This is a genomic window from Arthrobacter sp. PGP41 (assembly GCF_002953935.1).
In the GTDB taxonomy this organism is placed as follows: Bacteria; Actinomycetota; Actinomycetes; order Actinomycetales; family Micrococcaceae; genus Arthrobacter.
In genome coordinates this window covers 2,164,652-2,178,631 of record NZ_CP026514.1, presented here as the reverse complement: position 1 = coordinate 2,178,631, position 13,980 = coordinate 2,164,652, and the positions used below count along the sequence as shown (strand labels likewise).

Genomic DNA, 13,980 nt, shown 5'->3' with positions numbered 1-13,980 from the left:
TCGAGGAGATAAACACCATGACCACTCCCACCCAGCAGCTCTCCGACGCCGGAGTCTCCATCTGGCTTGACGACCTTTCCCGCGGGCGCCTGGAAACCGGCACCCTGGCCAAGCTCATCGAAGAGAAGAACGTGGTTGGCGTAACCACCAACCCGTCAATCTTCCACGCAGCCATCACCGCCGGCACGGACTACGACGCCACCATCGCGAAGCAGGCAGCAGCCGGCGCCAGCGTCGAGGACACCATTTTCGAGATCACCACCACCGACGTCGCCGACGCCTGCGACCTGTTCGCACCGGTCGCGGCAGCCACCAAGGGAGTCGACGGACGGGTGTCCATCGAGGTTGACCCGCGGCTGGCCTGGGACACGGCAGGCACCATCGCGGAAGCCAAGCACCTGTACAAGCGCGTTAACAAGGACAACGTCCTCATCAAGATCCCGGCCACCCTCGAGGGCCTGGAAGCGATCACCGCCACCCTGGCCGAGGGCATCAGCGTCAACGTGACCCTGATCTTCTCGCTCGAGCGCTACCGCGCAGTCATCAACGCCTTCCAGTCCGGCCTGGAGCAGGCAAAGGAAAACGGCCACGACCTCTCCAAGATCCACTCCGTCGCTTCGTTCTTCGTTTCCCGCGTGGACTCCGAGATCGACAAGCGCCTCGACGCCCTGGGCACCGACGAAGCCAAAGCGCTCAAGGGCAAGGCCGGCCTGGCCAACGCCCGCCTGGCCTACCAGGTCTACGAGGAACTCTTCGCCACCGAACGCTGGGCCCTGCTGGCCGAAGCCGGCGCACTCCCCCAGCGCCCCCTGTGGGCCTCCACCGGCGTCAAGGATCCGGCCTACCCGGACACCCTGTACGTCACCGAACTCGTGGCCCCGGGCGTCGTGAACACCATGCCCGAGAAGACGCTGGACGCCACTTTCGACCACGGTGTGGTCACCGGGGACACCGTGACCGGCACCTACGGCGAGGCTAACGCCACCCTCGATGCCCTCGAAAAGCTCGGCATCTCCTACAACGACGTCGTCGCAATCCTTGAATCCGAAGGCCTGGACAAGTTCGTGGCCAGCTGGAAGGAACTGCTCGGCGACGTCGAGGGCGCCCTCGCCTCTGCACGGAAGGCTTCCTAACCCACCATGAGCACACTCAGCTACGAAGCCAGCGGTGCCGCGCAGCAGGCACTCGAACAGCACCTTCCCGCCCTCGTGGAGGACCGGATCGCCACCCGGATCTTCGCGAAGGACCACACACTGTGGGGTCCCGACGCCGAGGCAGAGTCCGCCATCCGCCTCGGCTGGGTGGAGGCGGCCACCGTCTCGCAGCCGCTGGTCAAGGAGATCCTCGAACTCCGGGACGCCCTCCGGGCCGAGGGCGTGACCCGCATCGTGCTTTGCGGCATGGGCGGATCCTCGCTGGCTCCGGAGGTCATCGCCGGTACCGCCGGCGTCGGGCTGACTGTGCTGGACAGCACGGACCCGGACCAGGTCCGTGCTGCCCTGGCGGACCGGCTGGCGGAAACCGCCATTGTGGTTTCCTCCAAGTCCGGCTCGACCGTTGAAACCGACTCCCAGCGGAGGGTCTTCGAAAAGGCGTTTAACGACGCCGGCATCGATGCCGCCAGCCGGATCATCATCGTCACGGACCCGGGCTCGCCGCTGGACAAGGCATCCCGCGAAGCCGGGTACCGCGCCGTCTTCAACGCCGACCCCAATGTCGGCGGCCGTTTCTCCGCCCTGACCGCCTTCGGACTGGTGCCTTCGGGCCTGGCCGGAGTGGACATCCAGGCGTTCCTGGACGAGGCCGAGGAAGCAGCGGAAATCCTGAACGAGGATGCTCCTGAGAACATCGGGCTGGCTCTCGGAACCGCGCTGGGCGGAACCAGCCCGCTGCGCAACAAGGTTGTCATCGCCGAGGACGGCTCCGGGATTGTTGGCTTCGCGGACTGGGCCGAGCAGCTCATCGCCGAGTCCACAGGCAAGCTCGGCACAGGCGTCCTGCCGGTAGTGGCCGGCCCTGACTCGCCCGAGGTGACCTCCGGCGCCGACGACGTTCTGGTGGTACGGCTGGTGGCCGCCGATGCCGATGTCGAACTCGGGGAGAATGAAGTGGCCATCGCCGGCGGACTTCCCACCCAGATGATGGTGTGGGAGTTCGCCACTGCCGTGGCCGGCCGCCTGCTGGGCATCAACCCGTTCGACCAGCCTGACGTCGAGGCCGCCAAGGTGGCAGCGCGCGGCCTGCTGGACGCACAGCCCGAGCCCACGCCGGCGGCTTTCGTTGACGGCGCCATCGAGGTCCGCGGCGGAGACTGGCTCGGCAGCGCGGCAACGGCCGAAGAGGCAGTGCGCGCACTGCTGGATACCCTCCGGCCGGACAGCTACCTCAGCGTCCAGGCCTACTTCGACCGCCTTGCGTTCTCGCAGCTCGAAGGTGTCCGCGACGAGCTTGCAGCCGTCACCGGCCGGCCCGTGACATTCGGCTGGGGACCGCGCTTCCTGCACTCCACCGGGCAGTTCCACAAGGGCGGACCGGCCATCGGGGTGTTCCTCCAGGTCACAGCTGCTTCGGCGGAAGACGTCGCCATCCCGGAGCGCCCCTTCACCTTCGGGGAACTCATCGCCGCCCAGGCCGCGGGCGACGCGCAGGTCCTCGAAGGGCACGGCCGGCCCGTGCTGCGCCTGCACCTGACCGACCGTGCCGCCGGTGTGGCACAGTTGCAGGACATCATTGCTGCGCTGTCCGCCAGGTCAGCCTCCGTTACCGAAAGCTAAGGCACAGAAGCAACATGCCAGAAACTGAATACGGCAGGACGCCGGGGACGCGTTCCGGGAGAACGCTGCGGAACCCGCTCCGCGACCCGCGTGACCGCCGCCTGAACCGGATCGCCGGTCCGTCATCACTGGTGCTCTTCGGAGTGACCGGTGACCTCGCCCGCAAAAAGCTCATGCCGGCCGTGTACGACCTCGCCAACCGCGGGCTGTTGCCGCCCAGCTTCGCGTTGGTGGGTTTCGGACGCCGGGAATGGACTGATGAGGATTTCGCCGGTCAGGTCAAGGCTTCCGTGCAGTCTTATGCGCGCACCCCCTTCGACGAGGCCGTCTGGAACCAGCTTTCCGAGGGCATCCGCTTTGTCCAGGGAGAGTTCGACGACGACGACGCCTTCGAGCGGCTGGGTGAAGTCATCGATGAGCTTGATGAGCTGCGCGGTACCCGCGGCAACCACGCTTTCTACCTCTCGATCCCGCCCAAGGCCTTCGAGCAGGTATGCCGGCAGCTGTCCAAGCACGGCCTGGCGCAGGCTGACGGTGACAAGTGGCGCCGTGTGGTGATTGAGAAGCCGTTCGGGCACGACCTCGAGTCGGCCCGGCAGCTGAACGACATCGTGGAATCGGTGTTCCCGCCGGACGCGGTGTTCCGGATCGACCACTACCTGGGCAAGGAGACGGTCCAGAACATCCTGGCGCTTCGCTTCGCGAACCAGCTGTTTGAGCCGTTGTGGAACGCGAACTATGTGGACCACGTCCAGATCACCATGGCCGAGGACATCGGCACCGGGGGCCGGGCGGGATATTACGACGGCGTGGGCGCGGCCCGCGATGTGATCCAGAACCACCTGCTGCAGCTGCTGGCGCTGACCGCGATGGAGGAGCCCATCTCCTTCAACGCCGATGACCTGCGCGCCGAGAAGGAAAAGGTCCTCGCCGCCGTCAAGCTCCCGGAGGACCTGTCCACGCATTCAGCGCGCGGCCAGTTCACCGGCGGCTGGCAGGGCGGCGAACAAGTCCAGGGCTACCTGGAGGAAGAGGGCATCCCCGCGGACTCCACCACGGAGACCTTCGCCGCGATCCGGGTGGACATCCACACCCGCCGGTGGTCCGGCGTCCCGTTCTACCTCCGCGCCGGAAAGCGCCTTGGCCGCCGCGTCACCGAAATCGCCGTTGTGTTCAAGCGTGCGCCCAACCTGCTGTTCCGCGACCACGCCGAGGACGACTTCGGCCAGAACGCCGTGGTGATCCGCGTCCAGCCCGACGAAGGCGTGACCATCCGGTTCGGCTCCAAGGTCCCCGGCACCCAGATGGAAGTCCGGGACGTGACCATGGACTTCGGCTACGGCCACTCCTTCACCGAATCCAGCCCGGAGGCCTACGAGCGGCTGATCCTGGACGTGCTCCTGGGCGAGCCGCCGCTCTTCCCGCGGCATGAGGAAGTGGAGCTGTCCTGGAAGATCCTCGACCCGTTCGAGGAATACTGGGCCACCCTGGACGAACAGCCCCAACCCTACGCCCCGGGCAGCTGGGGCCCCGCCTCAGCTGACGAGCTGCTGGCCCGCGACGGACGAACCTGGAGAAGGCCATGATCGTAGACCTGCCGGACACCACAACCTCCGCTGTGTCCAAGAAGATCATGTCCCTGCGCGAGCAGGGCGGCGTGATTGCCCTTGGCCGGGTGCTCACCCTCGTGGTGGTCACCAAGTCCGGGCTTGAGGAAGAAGCAATCGAGGCCGCCAACGAGGCCAGCCGCGAGCACCCTTGCCGGATCATCGTCCTGGCCGACGCCGGTGCTTCGGCACCGGACCGCCTGGACGCCCAGATCCGGGTCGGCGGTGACGCCGGCGCATCCGAGGTGATCGTGCTGCGCGGCTACGGCGAGCTCGCGCACGAAAGCGAATCCCTGGTAGCCGCGCTGCTGCTCCCGGACGCACCGATCGTGGCCTGGTGGCCGCACGGCGCGCCGAAAAACGCGTGCGAAACCTCCATCGGGAGAATCGCCCACCGCCGGATCACCGACTCCGCGAATGAGCCGGATCCACAGCGTGCGCTGGAGAACATCCGGTCCACCTACAAGGCAGGAGATACGGACCTCGCCTGGACGCGCCTGACCAACTGGCGGATCCAGCTCGCGGCCGTCCTGGACCAGGTGGACTCCTCCCCTGTCACGGCCGTCGCGGTCGAAGGGGCCTCGGACTCCCCGAGCACCATCCTGCTGGCAGCCTGGCTGACCCTTACCCTGGACGCGCCCGTGACCATCGTCGCTGACCCGGCAGGTACGGGCATCCGCCGGGTCCGGCTCTCCCGGCCCGGTGGTGACATCCAGCTCTTCCGGCCTGGCCTGTCCGTCGCCGAACTGACGCAGCCCGGCCAGCCCGCCCAGCGCATTTCGCTGCCCCGGCGCAGCCTGCGGGACTGCCTTGCCGAGGAACTGCGGCGTTTGGACCCGGACGAGGTGTTTGGGGAAGTGATTACTATGGGACTGCCACGTACCAATCTAAGGAGCGTCCGACCCAGTGAGCGTTGACCCAAGAGTAAGCATCCATCCTGATTCGTCCGTCCTGATGGCCGCCATCGCGGCCCGCCTGATCACCAAGCTTGTTGATGTGCAGGACAAGTTCGGCGAGGCCACCGTGGTGCTGACCGGGGGAACCGTGGGTATCGGCACGCTAAAGGCAGTTGCGGACTCCCCGGCCGCGCCGGCGGTCGATTGGTCAAAGGTGAATTTCTGGTGGGGCGACGAGCGGTTCCTCCCCGCCGGGGACCCGGACCGGAATACGAAGCAGGCGTCCGAGGCCCTGCTGTCGCACATCCCCGTGGACCCTGAACGGATCCACGAACCGGGTTCCGCGGATGACTTCGGCACTCCGGAAGAAGCCGCCGAGGATTATGCCCGGCGGTTACGGGAAGCAGCAGCCGCCGAGCACGCTGCCGACATGTCCGACGACCGGCCGGAGGAGCCGTCCGCGCTGCCGCGCCTGGACGTCGTCCTGCTGGGAGTCGGACCGGATGCGCACGTCGCGTCGCTGTTCCCGGAGCAAGCCGGCATCCGTGAGAAGGAACGCACTGTGGTGGGGGTCAGGAACTCGCCAAAACCGCCGCCCCTGCGGGTATCCCTGACGCTGCCGGCCATCAATACCGCCTCCGAGGTGTGGATGGTGGTGGCAGGCGAGGACAAGGCCGGCGCTGTGGGTCTGGCACTGGCAGGCGCCAATCCCGTCCAGGTCCCGGCCGCAGGACCACGGGGCACGTCCCGGACCCTGTGGCTTATCGACGAAAACGCGGCCTCACGTGTCCCCCAGCAGCTGGTCCGGAAGGACGCCGCGGGCGCGTAGTCTTTCCAGCGCTCCGGCCAGGACATCTTCGGCGTCCTGGTCGGAGCGCCGCTCTTTAACGTACTCAAGGTGGCTTTTATAGCCGTCGTCCAAGGCGTCGGCGGCTGCTGCCTGGCCATCCCGCGATGCCGGGCCGCCGCACGTCCGGCAATCCCAGGCCAGCGGGATCTGGTCCTCGGGGAGTTTAAGGAATACCGGGGTAGTTTCGTGGCCCTTCGCGCACCAGTATGAGACCCGGACGCGCGGCAGCGGCTTCCCATGGTCCTCTGACTCGAAGCTGAAACCCGTTCCTTCCGTGACGCCCGCGCGGGTGCCTCGGAAGCCTGACGACGGATGAATCATCGGGACTCCTGCCTGTTAAACAGAACTGTGGCTGTCGGGAACCGACAGCCACAGTTTAGTTGGCAGACCTGTGCGGCGGCAGTCTCCGCCACGGCACTTTCCGCGAATCAGGTAATCAGGAGTCTCCGCCGCCGCTGAACCGCATGATCAGTCCCAGCGCGATGATGACGATGCCCCACGTCACCCCAAGCACCACCGTGAACCTGTTCAGGTTGCGTTCGGCGACACCCGACGAGCTGAGGCCTGAGCTCATGCCGCCTCCGAACATGTCCGACATCCCGCCGCCCCTGCCCTTGTGGAGGAGGATGAGCAGCGTCAGCAGGAGGCTGGTGATGCCCAGGAGGATCTGCAGAATGACATGAAGAACGTCCACGACGGCCTTTCGGGAAGTTGGGGATTGCGGGAGTTGAGCGGACGGACTAGTCCGTCACCAAGTGACTCTCGAACCTGACAATATTAGCAAACTCGGCAGGATCCAAGCTTGCCCCGCCGACCAGCAGGCCGTCCACGTCGCGTTCCTTGAGGATTGCGGCGGCATTGTTGGCCTTCACCGAACCGCCGTAAAGGAGCCGTGTCCTGGCTGCAACATCGGCGCCGAACAGCGTCTCGAGCTCAGCGCGGATGGCGGCGCACATCTCCTGCGCGTCTTCAGGTCCGGCTACTTCGCCGGTACCGATAGCCCACACAGGTTCGTAGGCGACGACCAGTTCGGCCGCCTGTTCGCCGCTAAGTCCGTCCACGCCGGCCCGAAGCTGCGCCAGGGTGTGGCTGACGTGGGTACCGGCCTGGCGGATCTCGAGGCCTTCACCGACGCAGAGCACGGGCGTGATGGCGTGCTTGAAGGCTGCCTTGACCTTGGCGTTGAGGACGTCGTCGGATTCGTTGTGGATGGTGCGGCGCTCACTGTGGCCCACCAGGACGTACTTGCAGCCCAGCTTGTTGAGGAACTGGCCCGAGATGTCACCGGTGTACGCTCCCGAGTCGAACTGGGAGAGGTCCTGTCCGCCGTAGGCAATGTCCAGGTCGTCGCCCTGGACTAGGGTCTGGACGCCACGGAGATCCGTGAAGGGGGGAAAAACAGCAACTTCAACCCGGCTGTAGTCGTGCTTGGCGTCCGAGAGGGTCCATGCGAGCTTCTGCAGGAGGGTGATGCCCTGCACGTGGTCCATATTCATTTTCCAGTTGCCCGCGATGAAGGGCTTGCGGTCGAAAGCGCCGTTCGTTGACGTAGTCACGTATTCTCCAAAAAAGTTCTTGATATGTGTACGGCCGGCAGGTTGCCGCGGGGCAACCTGCCGGCCGGAGGGACTTGAAGGGTCAGGTACTGCTGCCGGAAAGGCGTTAGCGGTCGAGGACGCTGAGTCCCGGGAGTTCCTTGCCTTCGAGGTATTCCAGGCTTGCGCCTCCACCAGTGGAGATGTGTCCGAACTGGTCGTCAGCGAAGCCAAGCGTGCGTACGGCCGCAGCAGAGTCCCCGCCGCCCACCACGGTGAACGCTTCGGTCTCGGTCAGGGCCTGTGCGATGGCGCGTGTCCCGGCGGAGAAGGCTTCGAATTCAAAGACCCCCATCGGACCGTTCCAGAAGACCGTCTTTGCACCCTTGATCCGCTCGGCGAATGCTGCCGCGGACTCCGGCCCGATGTCCAGGCCGATGCCCTGGGCCCCGAAGCTGCTGCCTTCGATGTTGTCCGCAGGGACGGTCTCGTGTGCGGCATCGGCAGCGAACTTCTCCGCCACCACGACGTCCGTGGGCACCACGAATTCAGTGCCGGCACCGGCAGCGCGCTTGAGGTAGTCCTGGACCACCGGGATCTGGTCTTCCTCGAGCAGGCTGGAGGCGACCTTGTGCCCGGCCGCGGCGAGGAAGGTGAACAGCATCCCGCCGCCCACCAGGATGGTGTCGGCCTTGCCCAGCAGGTTGTCGATGACTGCCAGCTTGTCGGAGACCTTGGAGCCGCCGAGGACCACCACATAGGGGCGCTGGGTGTCCGCCGTCAGCTTGCGCAGGACCTCCACCTCGGTGTGCACGAGGTCGCCAAGGTAGGACGGAAGGCGGGTGGCGACGTCGTAAACACTGGCGTGCTTGCGGTGGACCGCTCCGAAGGCATCGTCCACGTAGGCGCCGTTGCCGCCCGTCAGGGCGACCAGTTCATCCGCGAAGGCGCCGCGCTCGGCGTCGTCCTTGCTGGTTTCGCGGGCATCGAAGCGCACGTTCTCCAGGACGAGCACTTCGCCGTCCTGCAGGGATGCTGCTGCTTCCTTGGCGGCACTGCCGACAATGTCGGCGGCAAGGGTGGCCTTGAACCCGGCCAGCTCAGCCAGGCGGGCTACTGCGGGCCGAAGGGAGTACTTTTCCTCAGGTGCGCCCTTGGGGCGTCCGAGGTGGGCTGTTACCAGCACGCGGGCACCGGCGTCCGTGAGCTTTGACAGCACTGGCAGGGAGGCCTTGATGCGGCCGTCGTCAGTGACTGTAGAGCCGTCGAGCGGCACATTCAGGTCACTTCGAACCAGAATGTACCGCCCGCGGACACCTTCAGCGAGAAGTTCGTTGAGGGTGTGAGATGTCATGTGTCTAACCCTAGCCCAGCTTGGCTGCCACAAGCTCCGTGAGGTCTACGAGGCGGTTTGAGTAGCCCCATTCGTTGTCATACCAGGAAACAACCTTGACCTGGTTGCCAATTACCTTGGTCAGGCCGGAGTCGAAGATGGAGGAGGCGGGGTCGCCAACGATGTCGGAAGAAACGATCGGCTCATCCGTGTAGGTGAGGAAGCCCTGCAGTTCCTCGGACTCGGCGGCCCGCTTGAGGGCGGCGTTGACTTCCTCCACGGTGGTCTCGCGGGAGACCGTGACCGTGAGGTCGGTGGCTGAACCGGTGGGGACCGGGACGCGGATGGCGTAGCCGTCCAGCTTGCCCTTGAGCTCGGGCAGCACCAGGCCGATGGCCTTGGCTGCACCGGTGGACGTCGGCACCATGTTGATGGCCGCGGCGCGCGCACGGCGCAGGTCGCTGTGCGGGCCGTCCTGGAGGTTCTGGTCCGCGGTGTAGGCGTGCACGGTGGTCATGAGGCCGCGCTCGATGCCGAACTCGTCGTTGATGACCTTCGCCAGCGGGCCGAGGCAGTTGGTGGTGCATGAAGCGTTGGAGATGATGTGGTGCGTCGCATTGTCGTACAGGCCGTGGTTTACGCCCATCACAATGGTGATGTCCTCGTCGGACGCCGGGGCGGAGATCAGGACCTTCTTGGCGCCTGCATCAATGTGCTTCTGTGCAGCGGCGGCCTTGGTGAAGAAGCCGGTGGACTCGATGACGATGTCAACGCCCAGTTCCCCCCACGGGAGGTTAGCGGGATCGCGCTCGGCGAGGACCTTGACGACGTTGCCGTTGACGACGATGTTGCCGTCCTTGACCTCGATGGTTTCCTTCAGGCGGCCGCCGACGGAGTCGTACTTGAAGAGGTGTGCGAGTGCCTCGGGGCTGGTGAGGTCGTTGACTGCAACGATCTCCAGGTCTGCGCCCTGCGCAAGTGCTGCACGGAAGTAGTTGCGGCCAATACGGCCAAAGCCGTTGATACCAATACGGGTCGTCACTTTTTCAGTCTCCTTGGTGCTTTCAGAAGCACAACTAGTTGAGCGGGCTATCAAGCCAACTAACAGATCCCGCACGCCATTGGGCAGAGATGATTTACATACGGAGGGCGACCAGCCTCATTGCTGAAGGCTAACCGCCTTCCGTGACCTATCTTACGTTTAACTGGGTCCGCCCCCGCAACTGCGGGGGCGGACCGTCCACATCCCGGCCGTTATATGTCCGAAATGTGAACTTTGTTACACCGTGGTGCATGAACGCTCTACGGGACGGTGATGAGTCCCGTGGCGCTGGTGCGCGCTGCCTCGAACCGCTTGGCGACGTCGGCCCAGTTCACGATGTTCCAGAACGCCTTGACGTAGTCGGCCTTCACGTTGACGTAGTCCAGGTAGAAGGCGTGCTCCCACATGTCCAGCATCAGCAGCGGGGTGGTGCCGAGCGCAACGTTGCCCTGCTGGTCGTACAGCTGCTCGATGACCAGGTTCCCGCCGATGGGCTCGTAGGCGAGGAAACCCCAGCCGGACCCCTGCAGTCCCAGTGCCGCCGCGGAGAACTGGGCGCGGAACGCGTCGAACGAGCCGAACGCGTCATCGATGGCCGCCGCGAGTTCACCTTCGGGCTTGTCGCCGCCGTCCGGGGAGAGGTTGTTCCAGAACACCGAGTGGTTGATGTGGCCGCCGGTGTGGAAGGCGAGGTCCTTGGAGAGCCGGTTGATGTTGGCGAAGTCGCCCTTCTCCCGTGCTTCGGCCAGCTGGGCCAGTGCGTTGTTGGCGCCGGCCACGTAGGCCGCATGGTGCTTGCTGTGGTGCAGCTCCATGATCCGCGCGGAAATGTGCGGCTCCAGGGCGGCGTAGTCGTAGCTGAGTTCGGGCAATACGTACTCGGTCACAAAATCCTCCAAAATCGTGGACATTCGGTCCGGTTGGTAACTCTCGGATTGTGCATCCGGGCGGCGCGCGCCCGGAATCATTTTTGATTCTATGGGGCTGTCACTCGTCCAGCATTTCAGGCGTCACATTGGCGTCCGTCCCCGGGATGCCCAGGTCCAGCGCACGTTTGTCCGCCATAGCCAGCAATCGGCGGATCCTCCCGGCAATCGCGTCCTTGGTCATTACCGGGTCCGCGAGGCGGCCGAGCTCGTCCAGGCTGGCCTGTTTGTGCGCCACCCGCAGTTCCCCGGCGTACTTCAGGTGCTCCGGCACGTCGTCGCCGAGGATTTCCAGGGCCCGGTCCACGCGCGCCCCTGCTGCTACGGCTGCCTGGGCAGAGCGCCGGAGGTTAGCGTCGTCGAAGTTGGCCAGCCGGTTGGCGGTGGCACGCACCTCCTTGCGCATCCGCCGTTCCTCCCAGACCATCAGGGCGTCGTGGGCGCCCATGCGGGTCAGCAGCGCCGCAATGGTGTCACCGTCCCGGATGACCACCCGGTCCACGCCGCGGACTTCGCGGGCTTTCGCCTGGATGTCCAGCCGGCGCGCCGCGCCCACGAGGGCCAGCGCCGATTCCGGGCCGGGGCACGTAACCTCAAGCGACGATGAGCGCCCCGGCTCGGTCAGCGAGCCGTGCGCCAGGAAAGCCCCTCGCCACACCGCTTCGGCGTCGGCGGCTGAGCCGTTGACGACGGCGGACGGCAGCCCGCGCACGGGGCGGCCGCGGCCATCGAGGAGGCCTGTCTGGCGGGCCAGCGCCTCGCCGTCGCGCACCACCCGGACCACGTAGCGGCTGGCGCGCCGCAGTCCCCCGGCAGAAACGACGATGATCTCGCTCTGGTGGCCATAGACTTCGGCGATTGCTGCCCGGAGGCGCCGCGCGGTGGACGCGAGATCCACCTCGGCCTCGATGACGATCCGGCCGGAGATGATATGCAGCCCGCCCGCGAAGCGGAGCATGGCGGATACCTCGGCCTTGCGTACTGATGACTTCTTGATGTCCAGACGGGACAGTTCTTCTTTGACCGATGCTGTCAGTGCCATGGCACCTTCCTAACTGTTCCCAAAAACGTCGTGGTACGCCGTCGCCAGACGCAGGGGGTCGTGGACGGGACGGCGGCCCGACGCCCTTACTTTACCCAAGACCACCTCGGCGCCGATCATCCCGGCGGCTTTCTCGAACTCCTGCCGGTCAGGGACGGATGCGGGATCTGCCAGGACAACGTCCACGCTGAACCCGGGGGCGTATCTTCGCAGCACGTCAAGGTGGTCCGCGGCGGTCATGCCGGAGGTTTCCTTGGTGTCCGTGGCCAGGTTCATGGTGAGGCAGCGCTTCGCCGGCGTCCGGCACAGTGCATCCCGCATCTCGGGCAGGAGGAGGTGCGGCAGCACGGAGGTGTACCAGGAGCCCGGGCCCAGGATGACCCAGTCCGCGAGCTCGATCGCAGTAAGTGCTTCAACGCAGGCGGGGGCGGCTTCGGGCTGGAGCCGCACCTCTTCCAGGGAACCCGCTACCGCGCAGCGCGCCTGGCCCCGGATGGTGCGCAGGGCGGAACCGCCGTCAGGGGCGGTGATCCGGACGTCACCTTCGATAGTGAGCGGCACGGTGGACATGGGCAGGACCTGGCCGCGTGCTCCAAGGAGCGCGCCTGCCCACTTGAGCCCGGCGACGGCGTCGCCCAGCAGTTCCCAGAGGGTCACGATCAGCAGGTTGCCCATGGCATGTTCGTCCAGGGAACCGCCCGGGCCCTTGCCGGGACGGAACCGGTGCTGCATGACGTCCCGCCAGGTGCGTCCCCAGTCGGTGTCGTCACACAGCGCGGCCAACGCCATGCGCAGGTCGCCCGGCGGCAGGACCCCGTACTCCTCGCGCAGGCGCCCGGAGGAGCCGCCGTCGTCCGCTACCGTCACCACCGCCGTCAGGTCAGAGGTGAGGAGGCGCAGGGCGGACAGCGACGCCGACAGGCCGTGGCCGCCGCCCAGGGCAACTACCTTGGGGCCTTTGTTCTGCTGGCCGCCCGCTGCCCCGGCGGGCGGAACCAGCGGCAGGGCCCCGGTGAAAAGCGACATTACTCCCGGCCCAGATCCCGGTGCGTGGTGGTCACCGTGACTCTGGGGAACTGTGCCAGTTTCTTGGAAAGCTCGACGGCGACGGCCACCGAGCGGTGCTTTCCGCCCGTGCAGCCCACGGCGATGGTGGCGTAGTGCTTGTTCTCGCGGCGGTAACCGTCCAGGACGGGCTCCAAGGCCATGACATAGCGGTCCACGAAGTTCTTGACTCCTTCCGCCTCCAGCACGTAGTCGCTGACATCCTTGTCCAGCCCGGTGTGCGGGCGCAGCTGGGGCACCCAGTGCGGGTTGGGGATGAACCGGACGTCCGCAACGTAGTTGGCGTCCACGGGCAGGCCGTACTTGAAGCCGAAGCTCATGATGTTCAGCCGCAGGGCCACCGGCCCCGTTTCACTGAAGAGTTCGGTAATGGCGGTGGCAAGGCCGTGGACGTTATAGCCGGAGGTGTCCAGGACGACGTCGGAGCTGTCGCGCAGTTCCTGGAGCAGCTCCCGTTCGGCGGCGATGCCGTCGAGGATGCGGCCGCCGGCCTGCAGCGGGTGCGGCCGGCGCCCTTGTTCGAACCGCCGGACCAGGACGTTGTCGCTGGCGTCCAGGAAGAGCACCCGGAAAGCCACCCCGCTGGAGGCCAATGCTCCCAGCGCGGCCCGGATATCGGCGAACAGTCCCTTGCTGCGGACGTCGATGACCACCGCCAGCCGGGGAATGGACTGCGGTGCATGGGACACAAGGTCGGCCAACGTTCCGAGCATCTGCGGCGGAAGGTTTTCCACGACGTACCAGCCATGGTCCTCCAGCGCGTCGGCGGCTGTGCTCCGCCCGGCTCCGGACATTCCGGTGACCACCAGCAGCTCCGCTTCGAGGGGCTTGACGGGCTGCAGCCCGCCCTCCCCGGCCCCGGATTCCGCCGTCGTCTCTGCCATTAAGTCCGCCCCGTTCCTGTTGTTGT

General features: G+C 66.1%; 14 protein-coding genes. 5 read left to right on the top strand and 9 right to left on the bottom strand.

From position 1 onward, the window contains the following. Window positions 1–17 precede the first annotated feature (17 nt). The 5 genes from tal to pgl are packed head-to-tail and all read left to right on the top strand — an operon-like array spanning window position 18 to window position 6,106. The gene (tal, locus tag C3B78_RS09870) at window positions 18–1,133 is read left to right on the top strand and encodes a transaldolase (RefSeq protein ID WP_104997912.1); all 1,116 of its coding nucleotides are present in this window, start codon (window positions 18–20) and stop codon (window positions 1,131–1,133) included. A gap of 6 nt (window positions 1,134–1,139) precedes the next feature. Beyond that, window positions 1,140–2,774 (top strand): glucose-6-phosphate isomerase, encoded by a 1,635-nt coding sequence (locus C3B78_RS09865; protein ID WP_104997911.1) that lies wholly within the window; start codon window positions 1,140–1,142, stop codon window positions 2,772–2,774. A 14-nt stretch (window positions 2,775–2,788) separates the two neighbouring features. Further along, on the top strand, window positions 2,789–4,360 hold the full coding sequence (zwf, locus tag C3B78_RS09860) for a glucose-6-phosphate dehydrogenase (RefSeq protein WP_104997910.1): 1,572 nt from the start codon (window positions 2,789–2,791) through the stop codon (window positions 4,358–4,360). Beyond that, entirely contained in the window at window positions 4,357–5,298 is a 942-nt protein-coding gene (locus C3B78_RS09855; RefSeq protein ID WP_104997909.1) for a glucose-6-phosphate dehydrogenase assembly protein OpcA, read from the top strand. The genes zwf and C3B78_RS09855 overlap by 4 nt, the downstream gene beginning before the upstream one ends. Next, window positions 5,288–6,106: a 6-phosphogluconolactonase gene (gene pgl, locus C3B78_RS09850; protein WP_104997908.1), complete on the top strand. Its 819-nt coding sequence runs from the start codon at window positions 5,288–5,290 to the stop codon at window positions 6,104–6,106. The genes C3B78_RS09855 and pgl overlap by 11 nt, the downstream gene beginning before the upstream one ends. Here the strand turns inward: pgl and C3B78_RS09845 are convergent. The 9 genes from C3B78_RS09845 to rapZ all read right to left on the bottom strand — a co-directional run bounded on the left by C3B78_RS09845 (window position 6,059) and on the right by rapZ (window position 13,954). Beyond that, window positions 6,059–6,448 carry an RNA polymerase-binding protein RbpA gene (locus tag C3B78_RS09845; RefSeq protein ID WP_104997907.1) on the bottom strand — a complete coding sequence of 130 codons (390 nt, stop codon included), beginning with the start codon at window positions 6,446–6,448 and terminating at the stop codon, window positions 6,059–6,061. The two genes, pgl and C3B78_RS09845, sit on opposite strands and share 48 nt — an antisense overlap. Window positions 6,449–6,563: 115 nt before the next feature. Continuing rightward, the gene (secG, locus tag C3B78_RS09840) at window positions 6,564–6,821 is read right to left on the bottom strand and encodes a preprotein translocase subunit SecG (protein ID WP_104997906.1); all 258 of its coding nucleotides are present in this window, start codon (window positions 6,819–6,821) and stop codon (window positions 6,564–6,566) included. A 46-nt stretch (window positions 6,822–6,867) separates the two neighbouring features. Next, window positions 6,868–7,683 carry a triose-phosphate isomerase gene (gene tpiA / locus C3B78_RS09835; protein ID WP_104997905.1) on the bottom strand — a complete coding sequence of 272 codons (816 nt, stop codon included), beginning with the start codon at window positions 7,681–7,683 and terminating at the stop codon, window positions 6,868–6,870. A 106-nt stretch (window positions 7,684–7,789) separates the two neighbouring features. Beyond that, window positions 7,790–9,016: a phosphoglycerate kinase gene (locus C3B78_RS09830; protein WP_104997904.1), complete on the bottom strand. Its 1,227-nt coding sequence runs from the start codon at window positions 9,014–9,016 to the stop codon at window positions 7,790–7,792. A gap of 10 nt (window positions 9,017–9,026) precedes the next feature. After that, complete coding sequence (gene gap, locus C3B78_RS09825) at window positions 9,027–10,037, bottom strand: type I glyceraldehyde-3-phosphate dehydrogenase (RefSeq protein ID WP_104997903.1); 1,011 nt, start codon at window positions 10,035–10,037, stop codon at window positions 9,027–9,029. A 260-nt stretch (window positions 10,038–10,297) separates the two neighbouring features. Continuing rightward, a complete protein-coding gene (locus tag C3B78_RS09820; RefSeq protein ID WP_104999731.1) occupies window positions 10,298–10,924 on the bottom strand; it encodes a superoxide dismutase in 627 nt (208 codons plus the stop codon). Between the two features lie 100 nt (window positions 10,925–11,024). Beyond that, on the bottom strand, window positions 11,025–12,005 hold the full coding sequence (whiA, locus tag C3B78_RS09815) for a DNA-binding protein WhiA (protein ID WP_050055346.1): 981 nt from the start codon (window positions 12,003–12,005) through the stop codon (window positions 11,025–11,027). 9 nt (window positions 12,006–12,014) lie between these two features. Next, complete coding sequence (locus C3B78_RS09810; protein WP_104997902.1) at window positions 12,015–13,031, bottom strand: gluconeogenesis factor YvcK family protein; 1,017 nt, start codon at window positions 13,029–13,031, stop codon at window positions 12,015–12,017. Further along, complete coding sequence (gene rapZ, locus C3B78_RS09805; protein WP_104997901.1) at window positions 13,031–13,954, bottom strand: RNase adapter RapZ; 924 nt, start codon at window positions 13,952–13,954, stop codon at window positions 13,031–13,033. The genes C3B78_RS09810 and rapZ overlap by 1 nt, the downstream gene beginning before the upstream one ends. Window positions 13,955–13,980 lie beyond the last annotated feature (26 nt).

Coding starts and splice junctions, on each gene's coding strand:
- C3B78_RS09845 (WP_104997907.1), bottom strand. CDS start 6,448: ATGATTCATCCGTCGTCAGGCTTCCGAGGCACCCGCGCGGGCGTCACG.
- whiA (WP_050055346.1), bottom strand. CDS start 12,005: ATGGCACTGACAGCATCGGTCAAAGAAGAACTGTCCCGTCTGGACATC.
- tal (WP_104997912.1), top strand. CDS start 18: ATGACCACTCCCACCCAGCAGCTCTCCGACGCCGGAGTCTCCATCTGG.
- zwf (WP_104997910.1), top strand. CDS start 2,789: ATGCCAGAAACTGAATACGGCAGGACGCCGGGGACGCGTTCCGGGAGA.
- rapZ (WP_104997901.1), bottom strand. CDS start 13,954: ATGGCAGAGACGACGGCGGAATCCGGGGCCGGGGAGGGCGGGCTGCAG.
- C3B78_RS09855 (WP_104997909.1), top strand. CDS start 4,357: ATGATCGTAGACCTGCCGGACACCACAACCTCCGCTGTGTCCAAGAAG.
- C3B78_RS09830 (WP_104997904.1), bottom strand. CDS start 9,016: ATGACATCTCACACCCTCAACGAACTTCTCGCTGAAGGTGTCCGCGGG.
- C3B78_RS09810 (WP_104997902.1), bottom strand. CDS start 13,031: ATGTCGCTTTTCACCGGGGCCCTGCCGCTGGTTCCGCCCGCCGGGGCA.
- C3B78_RS09865 (WP_104997911.1), top strand. CDS start 1,140: ATGAGCACACTCAGCTACGAAGCCAGCGGTGCCGCGCAGCAGGCACTC.